Annotated in this window: 19 protein-coding genes; 9 read left to right on the forward strand and 10 right to left on the reverse strand. The window is 71.3% G+C overall.

Features of this window, described 5'->3' with window-relative positions; genetic code table 11:
- Window positions 1-130: 130 nt before the first annotated feature.
- The 4 genes from ACIHFD_RS16190 to ACIHFD_RS16205 form a co-directional block, all read right to left on the reverse strand.
- Complete coding sequence (locus ACIHFD_RS16190) at window positions 131-1,264, reverse strand: M20 family metallopeptidase (RefSeq protein WP_397367544.1); 1,134 nt, start codon at window positions 1,262-1,264, stop codon at window positions 131-133.
- 10 nt (window positions 1,265-1,274) lie between these two features.
- Window positions 1,275-2,864, reverse strand: a complete 1,590-nt coding sequence (locus ACIHFD_RS16195) for an AbgT family transporter (protein WP_397367545.1) — start codon at window positions 2,862-2,864, stop codon at window positions 1,275-1,277.
- A gap of 70 nt (window positions 2,865-2,934) precedes the next feature.
- Window positions 2,935-4,365, reverse strand: coding sequence for an ATP-binding protein (locus ACIHFD_RS16200; RefSeq protein ID WP_397367546.1), 1,431 nt, complete (start codon window positions 4,363-4,365; stop codon window positions 2,935-2,937).
- Window positions 4,362-6,011 carry an FAD-dependent oxidoreductase gene (locus tag ACIHFD_RS16205; protein WP_364240387.1) on the reverse strand — a complete coding sequence of 550 codons (1,650 nt, stop codon included), beginning with the start codon at window positions 6,009-6,011 and terminating at the stop codon, window positions 4,362-4,364. The genes ACIHFD_RS16200 and ACIHFD_RS16205 overlap by 4 nt, the downstream gene beginning before the upstream one ends.
- Before the next feature lie 78 nt (window positions 6,012-6,089).
- Here ACIHFD_RS16205 and ACIHFD_RS16210 point away from each other — a divergent pair, with 78 nt between their 5' ends.
- Window positions 6,090-6,662 carry a TetR/AcrR family transcriptional regulator gene (locus ACIHFD_RS16210; RefSeq protein ID WP_350724507.1) on the forward strand — a complete coding sequence of 191 codons (573 nt, stop codon included), beginning with the start codon at window positions 6,090-6,092 and terminating at the stop codon, window positions 6,660-6,662.
- Window positions 6,663-6,668: 6 nt separating this feature from the next.
- Here the strand turns inward: ACIHFD_RS16210 and ACIHFD_RS16215 are convergent, their stop codons facing one another.
- Window positions 6,669-7,430 carry an SDR family oxidoreductase gene (locus ACIHFD_RS16215; protein WP_397367547.1) on the reverse strand — a complete coding sequence of 254 codons (762 nt, stop codon included), beginning with the start codon at window positions 7,428-7,430 and terminating at the stop codon, window positions 6,669-6,671.
- 8 nt (window positions 7,431-7,438) lie between these two features.
- Window positions 7,439-8,314 carry an RNA polymerase sigma-70 factor gene (locus ACIHFD_RS16220; protein ID WP_397367548.1) on the reverse strand — a complete coding sequence of 292 codons (876 nt, stop codon included), beginning with the start codon at window positions 8,312-8,314 and terminating at the stop codon, window positions 7,439-7,441.
- Between the two features lie 98 nt (window positions 8,315-8,412).
- Here ACIHFD_RS16220 and ACIHFD_RS16225 point away from each other — a divergent pair, with 98 nt between their 5' ends.
- On the forward strand, window positions 8,413-9,087 hold the full coding sequence (locus ACIHFD_RS16225; protein WP_397367549.1) for a ThuA domain-containing protein: 675 nt from the start codon (window positions 8,413-8,415) through the stop codon (window positions 9,085-9,087).
- Here ACIHFD_RS16225 and ACIHFD_RS16230 read toward each other — a convergent pair.
- Complete coding sequence (locus ACIHFD_RS16230; protein WP_397367550.1) at window positions 9,077-9,490, reverse strand: TIGR03668 family PPOX class F420-dependent oxidoreductase; 414 nt, start codon at window positions 9,488-9,490, stop codon at window positions 9,077-9,079. The genes ACIHFD_RS16225 and ACIHFD_RS16230 overlap by 11 nt on opposite strands.
- Window positions 9,491-9,567: 77 nt before the next feature.
- Here ACIHFD_RS16230 and ACIHFD_RS16235 point away from each other — a divergent pair, with 77 nt between their 5' ends.
- A complete protein-coding gene (locus tag ACIHFD_RS16235) occupies window positions 9,568-10,455 on the forward strand; it encodes a hypothetical protein (RefSeq protein ID WP_397367551.1) in 888 nt (295 codons plus the stop codon).
- Here ACIHFD_RS16235 and ACIHFD_RS16240 read toward each other — a convergent pair.
- Both ACIHFD_RS16240 and ACIHFD_RS16245 read right to left on the reverse strand, forming a co-directional pair.
- Complete coding sequence (locus tag ACIHFD_RS16240; RefSeq protein ID WP_397367552.1) at window positions 10,452-11,072, reverse strand: MerR family transcriptional regulator; 621 nt, start codon at window positions 11,070-11,072, stop codon at window positions 10,452-10,454. The genes ACIHFD_RS16235 and ACIHFD_RS16240 overlap by 4 nt on opposite strands.
- 15 nt (window positions 11,073-11,087) lie before the next feature.
- On the reverse strand, window positions 11,088-11,936 hold the full coding sequence (locus tag ACIHFD_RS16245) for a LysR family transcriptional regulator (RefSeq protein WP_363967814.1): 849 nt from the start codon (window positions 11,934-11,936) through the stop codon (window positions 11,088-11,090).
- Window positions 11,937-12,281: 345 nt separating this feature from the next.
- On the opposite strand from ACIHFD_RS16245, the gene ACIHFD_RS16250 reads away from it, so the two are divergent.
- From ACIHFD_RS16250 to ACIHFD_RS16260, 3 genes are all read left to right on the forward strand, one after another.
- Window positions 12,282-13,310: a thiolase C-terminal domain-containing protein gene (locus ACIHFD_RS16250; RefSeq protein WP_397367678.1), complete on the forward strand. Its 1,029-nt coding sequence runs from the start codon at window positions 12,282-12,284 to the stop codon at window positions 13,308-13,310.
- A gap of 88 nt (window positions 13,311-13,398) precedes the next feature.
- A complete protein-coding gene (locus ACIHFD_RS16255; RefSeq protein WP_397367553.1) occupies window positions 13,399-13,932 on the forward strand; it encodes an RNA polymerase sigma factor in 534 nt (177 codons plus the stop codon).
- A complete protein-coding gene (locus tag ACIHFD_RS16260) occupies window positions 13,929-14,825 on the forward strand; it encodes a hypothetical protein (RefSeq protein ID WP_397367554.1) in 897 nt (298 codons plus the stop codon). Before ACIHFD_RS16255 ends, ACIHFD_RS16260 begins: the two co-directional genes overlap by 4 nt.
- A 6-nt stretch (window positions 14,826-14,831) precedes the next feature.
- On the opposite strand, the gene ACIHFD_RS16265 is transcribed toward ACIHFD_RS16260, so the two are convergent.
- Entirely contained in the window at window positions 14,832-15,773 is a 942-nt protein-coding gene (locus ACIHFD_RS16265; protein ID WP_397367556.1) for an N-acetylglucosamine kinase, read from the reverse strand.
- 60 nt (window positions 15,774-15,833) lie between these two features.
- On the opposite strand from ACIHFD_RS16265, the gene ACIHFD_RS16270 reads away from it, so the two are divergent.
- The 3 genes from ACIHFD_RS16270 to ACIHFD_RS16280 all read left to right on the forward strand — a co-directional run bounded on the left by ACIHFD_RS16270 (window position 15,834) and on the right by ACIHFD_RS16280 (window position 18,880).
- Entirely contained in the window at window positions 15,834-16,703 is an 870-nt protein-coding gene (locus ACIHFD_RS16270) for a MurR/RpiR family transcriptional regulator (RefSeq protein ID WP_355201494.1), read from the forward strand.
- Entirely contained in the window at window positions 16,700-17,449 is a 750-nt protein-coding gene (locus ACIHFD_RS16275; RefSeq protein WP_397367557.1) for a sugar isomerase domain-containing protein, read from the forward strand. Before ACIHFD_RS16270 ends, ACIHFD_RS16275 begins: the two co-directional genes overlap by 4 nt.
- A gap of 75 nt (window positions 17,450-17,524) precedes the next feature.
- Window positions 17,525-18,880 (forward strand): cellulose binding domain-containing protein, encoded by a 1,356-nt coding sequence (locus ACIHFD_RS16280; RefSeq protein WP_397367558.1) that lies wholly within the window; start codon window positions 17,525-17,527, stop codon window positions 18,878-18,880.
- Window positions 18,881-18,889 lie beyond the last annotated feature (9 nt).

Genomic DNA, 18,889 nt, shown 5'->3' on the forward strand with positions numbered 1-18,889 from the left:
CGCACCGCGCCTCGCCCGGAAGGGCTGCCCCATCCCGAGGTGCAGGACAAGGCGGGTGCTGGCGGTCCGGGCGGAGACCCCGGTCGAGGGCGCGTGGCAGTGGATCAGCGACCCATGGAACAGGCGGCTGTCAGGCGAGGGCGGTGATCAGGCCCATGGTCAGCGCCGTGCGCTCCGCGATGTGCTCCACCAGCACGTGCTCGTGCCGCGCATGCGCCCCGCCCCCCACCGCGCCCATCCCGTCCAGCACCGGTCGGCCCAGCGCCGAGACGAAGTTCCCGTCGCTGGCGCCCCCCACCGACACCTCGTCCAGCAGCCATCCGAACCCGGCCGCCACCTCCCGCGCCTCCTTGAACAGCCGCTGGGAGGCCGCGTTCGGCGTCATGGGCGGGCGGTTCCACTCCCCGGTGGCCGAGATGGTCACCCGGGGGTCCGACGCCTTCAGGCCGGCGAAGACGTCGTCGATGCGTCCCATCTCCGCCGGATCCGTGACGCGTACGTCGATTCCGCAGCTCGCGTCCCCGGCCGTCACGTTCCGCCCGGTGCCGCCGCTGATCAGGCCGACGTTCACGGTGGTGCCGCGCTCGCGGGAGCCGGCCCGGGCCAGGGTGGTGACGATCTCGGCCAGGGCGTGGATGGCGCTCGCCCCCGCGTACGGGTCGAGCCCCGCGTGCGCCTCCACCCCGGTCACGCTCACGTTGAACAGCCCCACGCCCTTCCTGGCGGTCTTGAGCGCTCCCTCCTGGGAGGCCTCGAAGACCAGGGTCGCCAGCGTGTCCTCGCTGGCCGCCTCGATGTGCGCGCGGGAGGCGGGGCTGCCGATCTCCTCGTCCCCGTTGAAGAGGTAGCGCACGCTCGGATGCGGCAGCCCGAGTTCGCGCAGCCCGCGCAGGGCCCAGATCGACTGGACGAGGCCCGTCTTCATGTCGAACACGCCGGGCCCCGTCGCCTTGCCGTCCACCACCGCGAACGGCCAGGCGGCCAGCATCCCGGTCGGCCAGACGGTGTCGTAGTGGCTGAGCATGAGCACGGTGCCGGGCGCGGTGCCCCGGTAGGTCAGCTCCAGGATGTCGCCGTAGGACCCGCCGTCGTGCAGGACCTCCTCGTCCGGCGTCCCGAGGCGTTCGACGGCCCGGCCGCGGATCTCACGCAGCCCCTTGACCAGCATGGCCTTGTCGTAGCTGTGGGTTTCCAGCTCCACCGTGGCCTTGAGGTCGTCGAGCATGGCCGGGAGGGCCTGCCGGGCCCAGTCGGTGATCAACACGAGGTCCTTTCTAAGGAATCGGCGCTCCGGGGCCGAGCGGGATGCCGAGCCACCAGAATGCGAAGAACAGCAGCGTCCAGACGACGAGCAGGGTGAACGAGAGCGGGATGGTCATCGAGGCCAGTGTGCCGATCCCGGCCGAGCGCCGGTAGCGCTGGAGGAAGCCGAGCGCCATCACGAAGTACGGGCTCATCGGCGTGATCGCGTTGGTGCACGAGTCGGCGATGCGGTAGAGGGCCTGGGTGTATTCGGGCGGAATGTTCAGCAGCATCAGCATCGGCACGAAGACGGGGCCGACGAGCGCCCACTGCGCGGACCCGCTGGTCACCACCAGGTTGATCAGGGTGACCACGACCAGGATGCCCAGGAACACCACGGGCCCGCTCACCCCGGCCGACTTCAGCAGGCCGGCCCCGTCGATCGCGATGATCTCGCCGATGCCGGTCCACTTGAAGTACGCCAGGAACTGCGAGATCGCGAAGAACAGCACCAGGATCGGCGCCATCTCGCGGAACCCGTGGGCCATGAAACCGGGGATGTCCCGGCTGCCGGTGATCGTCCCGGCGGCCTTCCCGTACGCCCACCCGACGGCCAGGAACGCCAGCGCGAGGAAGATCGCGATGGAGGTGAGCAGCGGCGACTGCACGATGCCGCCGTCCTTGCCGCGCAGCGGCGACCCGGCGGGCAGCACGGCCGCCACCACGGCGGCCACGTACACCACGAGCGCGATCAACGCGGCCCGCAGCCCCTTCCGCTCCGAGACGCTGAGCGCCAGCGCGCCCAGATCCTCGTCGAAGGAGGTGGAGGAGCCGGTGGAGGCGGGGGCGGGGGCGGTGGGGGAGGGCTCCGGGTCGATGGGCATCGACTCGACCCGGCGCGCCAGCACGCGCTCGGTGACCAGGGTGATCGTGGCGGCCAGCACCAGGGAGGAGGCCAGCGAGAAGAAGTAGTTGGCCAGCGGCGTGACCGTGTAGGCGGGATCGACGGTGTGCGCGGCGGCCGTGGTGAGCCCCGACAGGATGGCGTCGGTCGGCGTGATCAGCGGGCTGGCGTCGTAGCCCGCCGAGATCGACACGAACGCCACCACGATGCCCAGGATCGGGCTGCGCCCCACCGCGCGGAAGGCCAGCGCGCCGAGCGGGATGAGCACGACGTACGCGGCGTCGGAGGCCACGTGCGCCACCATGCCGGTGAACGCCAGCGCGAACGTCACCCACTTCGGCGACACCCTCGACACCCCGGAGCGCAGCACGGCGGCCAGCAGCCCCGAGCGCTCGGCGACCGCGACGCCGAGCATGACGACCAGGATCGTGCCGAGCGGCGGGAACGAGGTGTAGTTCGTGACCGCGTCGCCGACCATCATCCGGACGCCGTCGGCGGACAGCAGGTTCTTGGCCACGACGGTCTTGCCCGTCGCCGGGTTGACCGCCGACACCCCTGCCGCCGCCAGACCCCAGCTGACCAGCGCCAGTAACGCGGCCAGGATGACGAACAGCCAGAACGGATGGGGCAGCCTGTTGCCCAGCCGCTCGATCCCGCCCAGCACCCGGAGGAGGCCGTTCAGGGACCGCGAACCTGTCACCGTCTCGGACGCGCTCACGGGCACCCCTCCTTCCCGCATTTCGGTCAACCATTACACGCGGTAAGGAAGCGTCCTGACAAGAGTAAGGTCAAGAGACGGCGACAACCGGCTCCCGGAGCGGCAGCCGTACCTCGAACCAGGTCTCGCCCGGGACCGAGCGCACCTTGATCTCCCCGCCGTGCCGCCCGGCCACGATCCGGTACGAGATGTCCAGGCCGAGACCGGTGCCCTGACCCACGCTCTTCGTCGTGAAGAACGGCTCGAAGATCCGGTCCTTGATCGCCTCGGGCACGCCGGGGCCGGTGTCGCCGATCTCGATGATGGCCTCGTCCTCGTCGTGCGCCGTGCGGATCGTGAGCGTGCCGCCGTCGCCCATCGCGTCGAGCGCGTTGTGGATGAGGTTCGTCCAGACCTGGTTCAGCTCGCCCGCGTAGCAGGGGATGGGCGGCAGCGTGCGGTCGTAGTCGGTGGCCACCGTGATGCCCGGGGGGATCTTGCCGCGGAAGATCGCGACCGTGCTGTCGAGCAGGTCGTGTACGTCGGCCTGCTGGAACGGCGCCCGGTCCATCTGCGAGTACTGCTTGGCCGAGCCGATCAGCGACGTGATGCGCTCGGTGGCCTCGGTCACCTCGTTGAGCATCTGGGAGATCTCGATCGCCTTGGCCAGCCACTGGACCGCCGAGGGAGCGCGCTCCTCACCCACCTTGGTGCGGATCTTCTCCAGCGCCTCGGGCGTGAACCCGGCGATGACCAGCGCGGGAGCCAGGTCCCACGCGTCCTCGACGCCCAGCTCGTCCAGCGCGTCGCCCAGCTCGTCCTCGGCGTCGGACATCTCCAGCGGGCTGCGCTGGGGCAGCTTGCCCAGGTTGTCCGTGCAGGACTCCTGCCACTCGATCATCATGCGCAGTTTCTCCGGCGGGATGCCCTCCTCGGCGAGCTGGGCGAGCTGGAGGCGCGAGGTCCTGATCAGCGAGCGCAGCTCGCTCGCGGCGCGCACCGCCGCGGCGGCCGGGTTGTTCAGCTCGTGCGTGAGCCCGGCCGTGATCGTGCCGAGCGCGGTCAGCCGCTGCCGCCGGTCGATGACCTCCCTCTGCATCCGCCCGCCCGACAGCATGCCGTCGAGCAGGTGCATCGCCATCGGGAACCACTCGGCCACGATGTAGGCGAACTTCTTCGCCGGCAGCATGAACATCCGCGTCGGCGCGGTGGTCCGCAGCGTGTGCTGGTACGTCTGCGGCGCCCGGTCGCCGAGGTAGGCGCTGGTGGCGCCCCCGTAGACGCCGGGCTGCGACGCACGGGGCATCGCCACGGTCCCAGCGCTGACCGTCTCGCTGATCATCTGGATCTCGCCCTCGAGCAGCACCGCGAAGCACTCGGCCGGGTCGCCCTGCTGGAGGATCACCTCGTCCTGGCCGAACGTGCGCACCTGGCCGCTGTTGGCCAGCTTGGTGAGCTGCTCGTCGTTCAGCCGCTCGAAGAGGAAGAGTTTGCGCAGTTCATCGATGTCGATGTTGGTCATTGCTTCTCCAAGTAGCGATGCACGAGCGCGACGGCCATCGCGCCCTCGCCGACGGCGGAGGCCACTCTCTTGATCGAGTCAGCGCGTACGTCACCCGCGGCCAGCACCCCGGGCACGTTCGTCTCCAGGAAGTACGGCTCGCGCCGCAGCGGCCAGTTACGCGGCCGCTTCCCGCCCTGCACCAGGTCGGGCCCGGTCAGCACGAACCCCTTCTCGTCGCGTTCGACCGTCTCGCCCAGCCACGACGTGTACGGCTCCGCCCCGATGAACACGAACAGCCACTGCGCGTCGACCGTGCGCTGCTCGCCCTTGGTCGAGAGCGTCAGCCGCTCCAGGTGGTCGTCGCCTTCACCGCCGACGACCTCCGTCTGGAGGTGCACCTCGATGTTGGGGATCGCGGCGATCTGCTCGATGAGGTAGTGCGACATGGACTTCTCCAAACCGTCACCCCTCACCAACAAATTGACCTTGCTCGCGAATCCCGACAGGTAGACGGCCGCCTGCCCGGCCGAATTGGCCGCGCCCACGATGTAGACGTCGGTGTCCTGGCAGGACGGCGCCTCGGTCAGGGCGGCGCCGTAGAAGACACCCCGGCCGGTGAACTCGTCGAGCCCCGGCGCGTCCAGCCGGCGGTAGGTGACGCCGGTCGCCAGGATCACCGCGTGCGCGGCGATCTCCCCGCCGTCCTTGAACCCGACCACCCGCGCCTGCCCGCGCGGCTCCAGCGAGACCACCTTGCGCGCGGTCAGCAGCTCCGCCCCGAACTTCAGCGCCTGCCTGCGCGCCCGGTCCGCGAGCTGCTGCCCGGAGACGCCGTCGGGGAAGCCCAGGTAGTTCTCGATCCTGGAGCTCTGCCCCGCCTGGCCGCCCGAGGAGTAGGCCTCGACCAGCACGGTCCTCAGCCCTTCCGAGGCGCCGTAGACGGCCGCGCCGAGCCCGGCCGGCCCGCCGCCGACCACGATCAGGTCGTAGAAGTCGGTGGCCGGCGTGGTCGACAGGCCCACCGCCGCCGCCAGCGTGGCCTGATCGGGCGACTCCAGGGTGGTGCCCTCGGCCGTCACCACGAGCGGCAGGTGGCAGCCCTCGCCGGCCGCCTTCACCAGCTGCTCGCCCTCCGGGTCCTCCGACAGCATCCACCGGTAGGGCACGTGGTTGCGGGCCAGGAAATCACGCACCTTGTACGACTGAGCCGACCACCGGTCGCCCACCACCCGCAGCTCGGACCGCTCGATCCGGTCCGTGCGCATCCAGGCGTCGAGCTGGCCGTCGATCACCGGGTAGAACTTCTCCTCCGGCGGGTCCCACGGCTTGAGCAGGTAATGGTCCAGATCCACCACGTTGATCGCCTGGATCGCGGCGTCGGTGTCGGCGTAGGCGGTCAGCAACACCCTGCGCGCGTACGGATACAAGTCCATGGCGGCCTCGAGGAACTCCACGCCGTTCATCTGCGGCATGCGGTAGTCGGCCAGGATGGCCGCCACCTCGTCACCCCGCAGCCGCATCTCCCGGACGGCCTCGATGCCGTCCCGGGCCGCCTCGGCGCGGACAATCCGGTATTCCTGGCCGTAGCGGCGTCTCAGGTCGCGGGCCACCGCCCGTGAGACGCCCGGATCGTCATCAACGGTAACGATGACCGGCTTGTCCATGTCTTCTCCCCACTCGTCCCTACTGGAAGCATGTCATGTGCGGGGGAGTCGGTAGGCACTCGCTCATATCATGGTCGGATGCGTACACGCGATCGCATCATCGACGCCGCCGAGCAGGCGATTAGGGAGTTCGGCATCGCGGGTGCCACCACCAAGCGTATCGCCCAGCAGGCCGGCTGCTCCGAGGCGTTGCTCTACAAGCACTTCGCCGGCAAGGAGGCGCTGTTCCTCGCCGTCCTGCTGGAGCGGCTGCCCGCGCTCGGCCCCGCGCTGGAGCGGCTGCGGGAGAGCACCGGGCAGGGCGACCTGGCCGGCAACCTGGCCGAGTTCGCGCTGATGGCGCTGGAGTTCTACACCAAGGCCGCGGCCATCGCCTCCGGCCTGCTGGCCGACCCGTCGCTCATGGCGGGGTTCAGGGGCATGCTGGCCGCCAGCGACATGGGCCCGCACCTGCCGATCCGGGCGCTGGCCGAGATCCTCCGGGCCGAGCAGCGCGGCGGCCGGCTCGACGAGGGGATCGACGCCGACGCCGCCGCGTCGATGCTGATGGGCGCCTGCTTCCACCGGGCGAACCTGACGTACTACGTCGAGCTCCCGGAGGCGGACGAGCCCTGGGCCGCCGCGATCGCGCGCACGCTGGTGCGGAAGTGACGCCCGTTACGCGATGACGCGGCTCTCGCCGCCGTCCACGAGCATCGAGATCCCGTTCACGAACGAGGCCCGCTCGCTGGACAGGAACGCCACCACGTCACCGACCTCCTCCGGGTTGCCGACGCGCCCGATCGGCACCGCCTCGCCCCGCCGGGCCAGCCCCTCCTCGTCGCCCGCCAGCGTCCGCAGCCGATCGGTGTCGATCGGGCCCGGCATCACGTTGTTGACCAGCACGCCGTCGCGGGCCACCTCGCGGGCCAGCGTGCGCACGACGCCGGCCACGGCCGAGCGGGTGGCGTTGGACAGCGCCAGGCCGTCCAGCGCCTCGCGGGCCGACCTGCTGGTGATCGTGACGATGCGGCCCCAGCCGCGCGAGCGCATCTCGGGCAGGACCGCGTACATCAGGCGTACGGTGCCGAGCAGGTTGCGCTGGACGGCGACGTCCCAGTCGGCCAGGCTCGTCTCGTCGAAGCGGCCGGCCGGCGGTCCGCCGGAGCTGGCCACCAGGATGTCGATCGGGCCGAGCACGTCACGCGTCTCCTCGACCACCCGGCGGGCCGCGGCCGGGTCCTCCACGTCGGCCAGCACGGCGTGCACGACCTTGCCGTACTCCTGCAACTGCACGACCGCCTCCGCGAGCCGCTCCGGGTTGCGGGCGGCGACGCAGACGTCGCAGCCCTCCCGTGCCAGGCTCTTGGCGGCGGCGAGCCCGATGCCCGCGCTGCCTCCGGTGACGAGGGCGACCTTGCCCGAGATGCCGAGATCCATAGGGGCGACTATAGATCGTGCGGGAGTGCCGCGACCTCTGCGTCGGGGGTGACGCGGGTGAGCTTGTCGGGGTTGAGCAGGCCGTAGATGCGCGTGATGAGGCCGTCGTGGACTTCGATCAGCACGACCTGGCGGTGGCCCGCGACCCGGGTCCAGAGGGCCGGCTGGCCATTGAGCTCGATCAGCCGGGAGTCGGCGAAGTCGTAGCGGCTGAGCAGGCCGTTGAGGAAGGCCACCACCTTGTGGCGCCCGAGGATCGGCCGCAGCGCGGCCCTGACCTTGCCGCCGCCGTCGTTGTAGGACACGACGTCCTCGTGCAACAGCTCCGTGAGCGCCGCGAGGTCGCCGCCCGCCGCCGCGTCCATGAACTTCGTCAGCAGCTCGGTGTGGTCCTCGGCCGACGGGTGGAACCGGTCGCGCCCCTCGGCGAGCCGGACGGAGGCTCGGCGGTGCAGCTGCCTGGCGTTGGGGACGGAGATGCCGACGATCTCCGCGATCTCGTCGTACGGGAGCTCGAACGCCTCCCGCAGCACGAACACCGCCCGCTCCGGCGGCGACAGCCGCTCCATCATGTGCAGGGTCGCGTACGAGACGGTGTCCCGCAGCTCGGCCGTGTCCAGCGGCCCCGCCTGCGCCGTCATCACCGGCTCGGGCAGCCACGGCCCCGTGTACGCCTCACGCTTGACCCGCGCCGAGCGCAGCTGGTCGAGCGCCAGCCGCGAGACCACGGTCACCAGGAAGGCGCGCGGTTCCTTGATCTCGCTCCGGTCGGTGCCCTGCCAGCGCAGCCAGGCCTCCTGTACGACGTCCTCGGCGTCCCACATGCTGCCGAGCAGGCGGTAGGCCAGCCCGAGCAGCATGGGGCGGTGCTCCTCGAAGTCCACGATTGGCATCATGCCCGGTCACCGGCGAGGGTGCCGAAGTGGGGCCAGTCGACGCTCCATGGGTGGAAAAGCCGCGGTAAGCATGATGAGCTTGGCGGGTGGCGAGAAATCTGATCCTGTCAGGAGGCCCGTTCCACGACTTCGCCGCCACGTCGGCAGCGCTCGCGGGGGTGCTGGCCGAGGTGGGGGTCGAGTCGGAGATCACCGAGGACATCGCGGGCGCGCTGAGCGAGCCGTCGGAGGTCCAGCTCATCACCGTCAACGCGCTGCGCTGGCAGATGGACCACGACCGCTTCGCCGACCTGCGTGACGAGTGGCGCTTCGCCTTACCGGCGCAGGCCCGCACCACGCTCCTCGATCACCTCGACCGGGGCGGCGGGCTGCTGTGCATGCACTCGGCGTCGATCTGCTTCGACGACTGGCAGGGCTGGCCGCGCGTCCTGGGCGGCTGCTGGACCTGGCCCAAGTCCCACCATCCCCCGCTGGGGTGGACCGGCGTGCGGGTGCACGGCGATCACCCGGTGGTCGAGGGGCTGCGGGACTTCGACGTGGTGGACGAGGTCTACAGCGACCTCGACATCCTGCCGGACGTCGATCCGCTGGCGTCCTCGAACGGCCAGCCGCTGGTCTGGGCGCGGCCGGTGCGGCGCGGCCGGGTGTTCTACGACGCGCTGGGCCACGACACCAGGTCGTACGACAACGAGGTGCACCGCGCGATGCTCCAGCGGGCCGCGCTGTGGCTGCTGAAGCGGCCCGTCACCATCACGGAGTGAACGACCAGCCGCTCCAGCGGGTCACGTCCACGAGGATCACGGGGCCGCCGGGCCGGTGCTCGCGATACTGGCCGTACTTGGCCGCCAGCGCGTCGAGCGCCGGCTCGCGCTCCGGCCCCTCCTCGACGACCGCGGCCAGGCCGTCGGCGCGGGCCCACCACAGCCGAGTCCAGTCGTCCTCGTAGTGGTCGGCCAGCAGGCTCACCCGCGGGTTCTCCCGGATGTTGCGCACCCGTCTCAGGTCGGTGGTGGTCTTCGGCTTGTGATCGATCGCGATCACCACCCGGTCCGCGACCACGGCGAAGGTGACGGGCACCAGGTGGGGTGTCCCGTCGCCGCTCGCCGTGGCCAGCCGCGCCACCCGCTCGCCCCGGAACCTCGCGCGGGCCCGCTCGCCGTCCATGCGCCCCATTCTCACCGCCGGCGGATCGGTCCGGAACTTACAAGACCGCATGTCGCCGACGTGGGCACGATGAGTCCATGAACGTGAACCTTTCCGCGATCCCCGGCTTCCTCGCCGGGCACGCACGAGTACTGGACCGCCGCCGCTACGACCTGCTCATGGGCGACGGCGACGCCGCCTCCGCGCTGGGCGCGCTGGAGGCCTACCGCAACCCCGACGGCGGCTACGGCTGGGGCCTGGAGCCGGACCTGCGCCCACCCGAGAGCCAACCGGGGGCCGCGCTGCACGCCTTCGAGGTGTTCGCGGACGTCGCCCCCGTGACCTCGCCCCGGGCCGCGGCGCTGTGCGACTGGCTGGACTCGGTCACGCTGCCGGACGGCGGGGTGCCGTTCTCGCTGCCGCTCACCGTCGGCGAGGCCACCGCGCCCTGGTGGGCGGGCGGCGACGCGGACACCTCGTCCCTGCAGATCACCTCGATCTCGGCGGCCGCCGCCCACCGCGTCGCGGCCCACGATCCGGCCGTCGCCGCGCATCCGTGGCTGGAGCGGGCCACGCGCTACTGCCTCGACGCGATCCAGGAGCTCGACAAGGCGCCGCACGCGTACGTGCTGGCGTTCGCGGTGCGCTTCCTCGACGCCGTGTACGACACCCAGCCCAGGGCGGCCGACCTGCTCAAGCGGCTGGCCGCGCACATCCCCGCGGACGGGCGGGTGCCGGTCGAGGGCGGCACCGAGCACGAGACGCTGCGGCCGCTGGACTTCGCGCCCCACCCGGGCGGGCCGGCCCGCGACCTCTTCGAGCCCGACGTGATCGCGGCGGACCTCGTACGACTGGCGGGGCAGCAGAAGGACGACGGCGGATGGGAAGTGGACTACGCGCGTATCTCCCCGGCCGGGGCGCTCGACTGGCGCGGGGCCGTCACCGTGAACAACCTCGCGCTGCTGCGCGAGAACAGCCTCGTCTAGGGGGACAGGCGGCGGGCCGACTCCGACTCCTGGGCCATGCGGCGCAGCGCCTCGAACGCCTTGCCGTACAGGACGGTGCCGAGCACCAGGGCCTCCACGGCGGCGTCGCGCGGGCCGTCGAAGGGGATGGTGTTCATCTCGACCTCGGAGACGAGCTTCTGCGCGATCTCGACGTACGGCTTCAGGTCGACGGGCAGGCCGAGCTGGCGCATCCGGACGATCGTCTGGGCCAGCTCGTCCCGGGCGGGGGCGGTCGGCGAGACGTCCCAGCCCTGGCCGGCGACGAGGCGGTCCACCTCGTCGCGGGCGATCTGCCACTCCTCGCCGGGCTCGGGCTCGACCGTGGCGCTCAGGGCGTAGTGGGCGGTGCCGAGGAGCAGGTGCAGGGGGAGCGACTCGTCCTCGACGGCCTCGATGATCTTCTTGATCGAGGCGACGGGGAGCCGGCCCACTTCGAGCAGGGCTCGGATCAGGCGGAGTCTGCGCAGGTGGGACTCGTCGTACTCGGCTCTGGTCGCGGCTGTCTGCTCGCCCGGGTGCAGCAGGCACTCGCGGAGGTAGTACTTGATCGTCGGGATGGCCACACCGGACTTGGCACTGAGTTCGGAGATGCGCATCGCTAGATAATAGCGCTATCCAGAGCGGGCGAGGTGCCGGGCGGCGCTGAGGAGCTCGTGGACGTCCGTCTGGCGGTTCCAGAGGAAGACCACCTCCAGCGGCGGCACGTCCTCTTTTATAGGGACAAATGCGAGTGTGTCGGGGATGGTGGTGCCCTCGTGGACGCAAAGCGCGTAGCCCGCGCCTTCCTCCACCATGTTGATGACCAGATCGTGCGTGGCCGCGGCCGGGCCGAGGCGGGGGTGGAGGCGGTGCCGTACGAAACCCTCCAGGAAGCGGCGGGCCCCGGCGACCGCGTCGGACTCCGGCATCACCAGCGGCTCGCCCGCCAGGTCCGCCAGCGACAGCGCCTCGTACGACGCCAATGGGTGATCGCGGTGGAGCAGGGCGCGCACCGGGAAACGGTGGACCAGCATGCGGGCCACGCCCCTGGGCAGCGAGCCCGGCGCGTAGCCGAGCCCGGCCTGCAGGGTGCCGTCCGCGATGGAGACGATCTGCTCGGCCGTCCCCATGGGGGCCACGCGCAGGTTGGAGGTCTGGAGCTGGGAGAGCAGCCGGGCCACCACGTCCGCCAGCCCGTCGGCCACGCCCAGGCGCGCGGTCGTGACCCTGTTCCTGGCGGCGGCCACGGCGCGGTCGAAGGCGTCGACCGCCACGGTGGCCTGGGCCAGGAAGGCCTCGCCCGCCTCGGTCAGCTGCACGCCGCTGGACGATCGGCTGAACAACTCGACGCCGATCTCCTTCTCCAGGGCTCTGAGCTGCTCCGACAGCGTGGGCTGTGCGATGTGCAGCGCGGTGGCGGCGCGGCGGAGACTGCCCGCGCGGGCGATCGCCATCGCGTACCGGACGTAACGTAGATCCATCCCTCACCTCAGCGTGATGATGGGCTTATCGGTTGATCACTCCTCCGTATTACAAGAGGACCTGCCTCCCGTGAAGATATTCAGTTATCCACTGGTGGCGACATTTCCGGATTGGATGTGGTTGCCGAGCAAGCGCTTGTCTCGGCTGTCGGCGCGGGCTAGCGTGCGTCTACAGAGCGGGCCGACGGCGAGGGAGCGCCGTCGGCTGGACTGAGGAGCGCCGGGAGCGGAGCGACCAGAGCGACGAGGGAAGGCGACGGCTTGAAGCGACCGAGCCCGCCTCACGGAGTGAGGCCATCAACACAGCAGCCGTTCGGGGGGTTGGCGGCGGTGGCCGGCGTCGGGATGACGGCGCTGACCAGGGAGTCCGGGCGGAGCGAGCTGGAGCTGGCGGTCGAGGCGTGCCGGGCGGCGTGCGCGGACGCGGGCATCGGGCCGCGTGACGTGGACGCGGTGCTCAGCTACCACCTGAACGACTCCGCCCCCGTCGTCCAGGTCGCGCGGGCCCTGGGCATCGAGCGGCTCGGGTGGCACAACGACATCGCCGGGGGAGGCACGCAGGCGGCGTCGATCCTGGGCGACGCGGCGATGCTCATACATGCCGGGTTGGCGCGAAATATCGTGGTCTATCGGGCGCTCAACGGCCGCTCCGGCAAGCGCATGAACACCGTCTCCACCGGCCCCCAGGAGCGTTTCACGTACGGGCTGGCGGGCCCGATCCCGCTGTTCGCCCTGGCCGCGACCCGCTACCTGCACGACACGGGCCTCACGGAGGAGCACCTGCACGCGGTCGTCGCCCAGTCCAGGGAGAACGCCAAGGCCAACCCACGGGCCCTGCGCCGCGAACCCCTGGAGCTCGCCGACTACCTCGCCCGGCCGTACGTGAGCACCCCCCTCCGCACGGTCGACTGCTGCCAGGAGACCGACGGGGCCTGCGCCCTCGTGATCAGCGGCGTGCTCGACGGGCCGCGCGTGCGGGCGGTCGTCCGCGGGGGAGGCCCCGGCTGCTCGTCGATGGACCGCGCCCCGGACGTCACCGCGATCTTCTCGGCGTACGTGGCGCCCATGCTCTGGGAGGCGTCCGGGCTGCGGCCGTCGGACGTGGATGTGGCACTGCCGTACGACGCCTACTCGTGGCTCGTGCCCCGGCAGCTGGAGGACTTCGGGCTGGTCGAGCGCGCGGACCTGGGGCCGTACCTGCTGGAGCGCCGGCACGCGTGGGTGAACCCGCACGGCGGGCTGCTCTCGGAGGGCTACGTGCACGGCCTGAACAACGTGGCCCAGGCCGTCAGGGAGCTGCGTGAGGGGCGTGAGGTGGCCCTCGTGACGGGGTTCGGGGGCAGCTACGGGAGCGCCGCCCTGCTCGTACGGTGAAAAATCGGCTGAAATGCTGATGATGCCTCCGACATGTACGGGGTGATCCGATCCCGACGACCGAGGAGGCCGACCATGGGGACCGCCCGTGGATGACGACCGGAGGACCCGGTTCGAGGCCGTTTACCAGCAGACGTACGAGCACATACTCGGCTACGCCATGCGCCGCTGCGACTCGCCGGAGGATGCGGCGGACGTGGTCGCCGAGACGTTCGCGATCGCCTGGCGCCGCATGGACGCGCTGCCGCCGGGCGGCGCGTCCAGATTGTGGCTGTACGGGGTGGCCAGGAACGTGCTGGCCAACCACCGCCGCGGCCAGGCCAGGCACCGCAACCACAGCATGGAGCTCGACGCCGACCTCGCCGACCTGTACGCGCACTCGCCCGAGACCAGCGTCGAGCTGGGCGCGATCGCGCGGGCGTTCGAGCAGTTGTCCGAGGAAGACCGGGAGCTGATCTCGCTGGTGGCCTGGGAGGGCCTGGACCGGGCCCAGATCGCCACCGTGCTCGGCTGCTCGCGCAACGCCGTCCGCATCCGCCTCCACCGGGCGCGCAAGCGCTTCTCCAAGGCGCTGGCCGCGGCGGGCGTGACCGTCAACTACCTGATCATGGAGTCCGCGTGAACGAGTTGCAGCACCTCGCCAGGGTCCGCGACGAGGATCTGGCAGGCCAGGCGTCCGGCGCGGGGGCGCGGGCGCTCCTCGCCTCGATCACCTCCGAGGAGCCCGCCGCCGAGCCCGCCCGCCGCCGGACCCCTCGGTGGCGTACCCGCCTGGCCGTGGGCGCCGTGGCCGTCACCGGGCTCGCCGCGGCCGCCGTGATCGCCCCCGCCGTCCTCGGGGCGCGCGGCCCCGCCACCTCCTACGCCAGCTCCGCCATCGACATCGAGCTGCGCGGCGACATGTACGTGGCCACCATCAAGGACCCGTTCGCCGACTACGCCAAGTACACCGAGGGCTTCAAAGCCGTGGGCCTGAACGTGAACCTGGAGGTCGTGCCGGTGTCTCCCACCCAGGTGGGCCAGATCACGGGCATGCGGCTGAGCGGTCGGCTGGCGCCCAACGGCGAGTCCATCACCAACGGCACGTCGCCCGAGGGCTGCGCGTTCGGCAGTGCGGGCTGCGCGATGACCGTCGAGGTGGCCCGCGGCTGGACCGGCTGGGCCTCGGTCCGGCTGGGGCGGGCGGCGCGGCCGGGGGAGAGGTACCAGAACTGGCGCTCGGCCATGAAGAAAGGCGAGATGCTGGCGGGCTACCGCGCCGACGGGAAGACCGTGGGCGAGGTCATGGCCGAGGTTCGCCGGCGCGGCCTCGAGGCGGTCTTCCAGATCATCACCCCCGCGCCGGACAACGACGGCTACGGGGTGGACCCGAAGCAGCAGTCGGCCAGGGTCGGCGACGACTGGATGGTCTGGGAGGTCCAGTCGGAGAAGGCCGGCGTCGTGCGCCTGATGGTGACCAAGGAACGACTGCCGAAGAACCCCGTCTACGGCGACACGAAGATCCTGGACGAGTAGCCGGGATCAGGTGGTGAAGGCGGCGTGCCGGGCCCGCGCCTCGGGCTCCGGGAGCAGGTCGCGGGCCGCCAGCCAGGCCGCCGCCCCCGCCGGGTCCCCCGCCGTGACGGCGTCCGCCAGGAGGTCGTGGACCGCTCGCTGGACCGGGCCCTCCGACGTGAGCACGCCGCCTGCGAGCACGATGGGCAGGCCCGGCTCGTGCACCTGGGCCGCGGTGCCCGCCAGCCGGGCCGCAGCCTCGGCGACTAGGGCCCGCGCTTCCGGGTCGCCCGCCTCGGCGGCCCGGCTGACGAGGGGCGCCAGCTCGGCGAGCGCCAGCGGCGGCCGGGCGTGCACCGCCGCCGCGAGCTGCGCGACCGGATCCTCGCCCACGCCTTCGGGCAGCAACTGCCGGACGACGAGCTCCATCAGTGACCCGCCCCCGGCGCTGCGAGCGGTGAGGGCGGTGAGGGCGGTGAGGGCGCGGACGGTGGCGCGGGCGGCGGCGTGGCCGAGCCAGAAGCCCGAGCCCTCGTCCCCGAGCAGCCACCCGTACCCGTCGGCGGTCGCCGTCTGCTCGTGATCGGTAATTTTTGCCGCGATCGCCCCCGTCCCCGAGATCAGGACGGTGCCCGACGGCGAGGAGGTGCCGGCCGCGAACGCGGTCACGGTGTCGCCGACGACCCGTACCGGCAGGCCCTGGGGGAGGAGCGGGCGCAGGACGCGCCCGGCCAGCTCCCGGCACGCCCCGGGATTCCCCGCCAGCCCCATAACCACCGCGCTGACGTGCGGTAACGAGGATGATGCCGCCTCCTGGACGGCGGCGGTCAGGTGCGCGCGGGCCCGGTCCATGCCGAGCGTCACCGGGTTGGCGCCGGGCGCGTGCCCTCGCCCGACCGGCGCCCCGTCCACCGTGAACAGCGCGGCCCGCGACGAGGTGCCGCCCGCGTCGACCCCGAGTACCAGCATGTCAAAAATTATTGCCCAAATGCCTTGACGGCGCCAGATCCTGGTCATAATTTTCATCGCGTGGAACTACTCAACCGCATCGAGGCCGAGCAGCGCGACATGCCCGAGGCGCTGCGCAAGGTGGCCGAGGTGATCCTGGCCGCGCCCGCCGAGGCCGCCCGGCTGACCATCGTCGACCTGGCCGAGCGGAGCGGGACGTCCACGGCGACTATCACGCGCTTCTGCCGCGCCCTCGGCTTCACCGGGTACGCCGAGCTGCGCGTGGCCGTCGCCACCGAGACCGGCCGCAAGGCCCAGCAGACCTGGCACACCGACATCGGTCAGGAGATCCTCCCCGACGACAGCCTCGACAAGGTGCTCGGCGTCGTGTCCGGCAACGACATCCGCCTCATCCAGGAGACCGCCGATCAGCTCGACCTGGCCGTGGTGGACAAGGCCGCCCAGGCGGTGGCCAGGGCCGGGCGGGTGCTGCTGTTCGGCGTGTCGAGCAGCGCGGCGGTGGCCAGCGAGATGGAGTACCGGCTGCAGCGCATGCGCGTACCGACCTGGAGCAGGTCCGACGCCCACAGCGCGCTGACGGACGCCGCGCTGCTCGGACAGGGCGACGTGGCGATCGGGATCTCGCACAGCGGCCGGACGCGCGAGGTCATCGAGGTGCTCGCGGAGGCGAGCAGCCACGGCGCGATCACCGTGGCCGTCACCTCGCAGCCGCGCTCCCCGCTGGCCGAGGTGGCCGAGCTGGTGCTGACCACGGCCAGCCGCGCGACGAGCTTCAGGTCGGAGGGGTTCGCCGCGATCCACTCGCAACTCCTGGTGCTCGACGTCGTATACGTGTCGGTGGCCCAACGCACGTACGAGCGCACCAGGCAGGCATTCGACGTGACTGTCCGGGCGGTGGCCGGACATCGGCTCCCGGAAGGGGATTTATGACAGTAGATCCAGCAAAGTTCGCTCAGCACATCGCCGACCTCGTCCGGACGATCCCGGAAGATCCGGAGATCGCCCGAGCCGCCGGCCTCTTCACCAAGGCGGTGAGCGCGGGCGGCGTCATCCAGGCGTTCGGCTCCGGCCACTCGGAGGCCGTCGCGATGGAGATCGCCGGCCGCGCCGGCGGCCTCGTGCCCACCAGCAAGCTCGCGCTCAGGGACCTCGTCCTGTACGGCGACGCCCCCCGCTCCGAACTGGACCGCTACGACCTCGAACGCGACCCGTCCGTCGCCCGCGCCATTCTCGACCTGGCGCCCGTCCACCCCGGCGACCTGTTTGTCATCATCTCCAACTCGGGCGTCAACGGCGTGGTCGTCGAGCTGGCCACGCTCGTCAAGGAGCGCGGTCACGACCTGATCGCGATCACCTCGCGCGCCCACGGCGAAGCCGTCGCGTCCCGCCACCCCTCGGGCCGCAAGCTCCTCGACCTGGCCGACGTCGTCCTGGACAACCGGGCGCCCTACGGCGACGCCGTGCTCCCCCTGCCCGACGCGGGCGCCTCCGTCGGAGCCGTCTCCACCATCACCTCGGCGCTGCTGGCCCAGCTCGTCGTGGCCCAGACCGTACGCAACCTGCTCGAAGCGGGCGAGGTGCCGCCGGTCTACCTGTCGGCCAACGTCCCCGAGGGCGACGCCCACAACCTCAAGCTGGAGGCGCTGTACGCCGGTCGCATCCGGCGCGGCGCCTGAGTCCTCCGCAAGCTGTCACGAGCTCTGTTCGGCATGCCCGGAATCCGGGGCCGGACCTCGCAAGGAGAACCCCCCATGTACCGAAATATCGGAAAAGTTGTCCTCTCCTTAGCTCTCCCTCTCGTCCTCGTCGTCGTGGCCCTGGTCGCCCCGGCCAACGCCCAGCAGTCCGTACGCCTCCAGTACCGCACCAGCGCCCCTGGAGCCACCACCGCCCAGGCCGAGCCCTGGCTCCAGCTCTTCAACGACGGCACCACCACGATCCCGCTCAACCAGGTCAAGATCCGCTACTACCTGACCGGCGCGGAGACCTACCGCTTCGCCTGCTCCTGGGCCGTGGTGGGCTGCTCGACGGTGACCGGGCAGTTCGTCCGCCAGTCGGGCGCCGACCAGTACCTGGAGGTCGGCTTCACCTCCGGCAGCCTGGCCCCCGGCGCGAACACCGGCGACCTGCAGCTGCGCTTCTACCGCGCGGACTGGCAGACGTTCACGCAGAGCGACGACTACTCCTACGGGTCCAACACCGCCTACACGAACTGGGACAAGGTCACCGTCCACGTCAACGGCCAGCTCGCGTGGGGGCGGCCGAACGGCACCGAGCCGACCCCCACTCCCACCCCCACGGTCCCCCCGACGGGTTCGGCGGGCGTGCTGTTCGACGACTTCACGTACACGGGGTCGAGCGACCCGCGCCTCGCCCAGCGCGGCTGGACGGTGCGCTCCAGCTCCGGCGGCCCCGGCGTGCCCGGCGCCACCTGGTCGCCCTCGGCGGTCTCGTTCCCCGGCGGCCTGCTGACGCTCGACTCCGCCACGAACGGCACCGCCGCCGGCACCGTCCAGACCGAGCTGTCCACCGCGAACCGCAAGTTCTTCGAGGGCACCTACGCCGCCCGCGTCCGCTTCAGCGACGCCCCGGCCAGTGGCCCCGACGGCGAGCACGTGGTGCAGACGTTCTTCACCATCACCCCGCTGCGCTACAACCTGGACCCCGACTACGGCGAGCTCGACTTCGAGTACCTGCCGAACGGCGGCTGGGGCGAGCCGTCCAACATCCTCTACACCACCAGCTGGGAGACCTACCAGGCCGACCCGTGGCAGGCCGTCAACACCCACACCGAGGAGCGCGCGAGCTTCGCCGGCTGGCACGACCTCGTGATCCAGGTCTCCGGCGGCCGGATCAGGTACTACGTGGACGGCCGCCTGTTCGCCGACCACGGTGACATCTACTATCCCGAGACGCCTATGTGGATCATGTTCAACCAGTGGTTCATCGATCTTCAGGCCGCCACGGGGACGCGTACGTACCGGCAGCAGGTGGACTGGCTCTACTACAGCAAGAACGAGGTCGTCCCGCCCGCCGACGTCACCGGCCGTGTCGCCTCCCTGCGCGCCGCCGGCACCTCCTTCACGGACACCGTCCCCAACCCGTGACAAGGATCG

The sequence above is a fragment of the Nonomuraea sp. NPDC051941 genome (assembly GCF_044593615.1).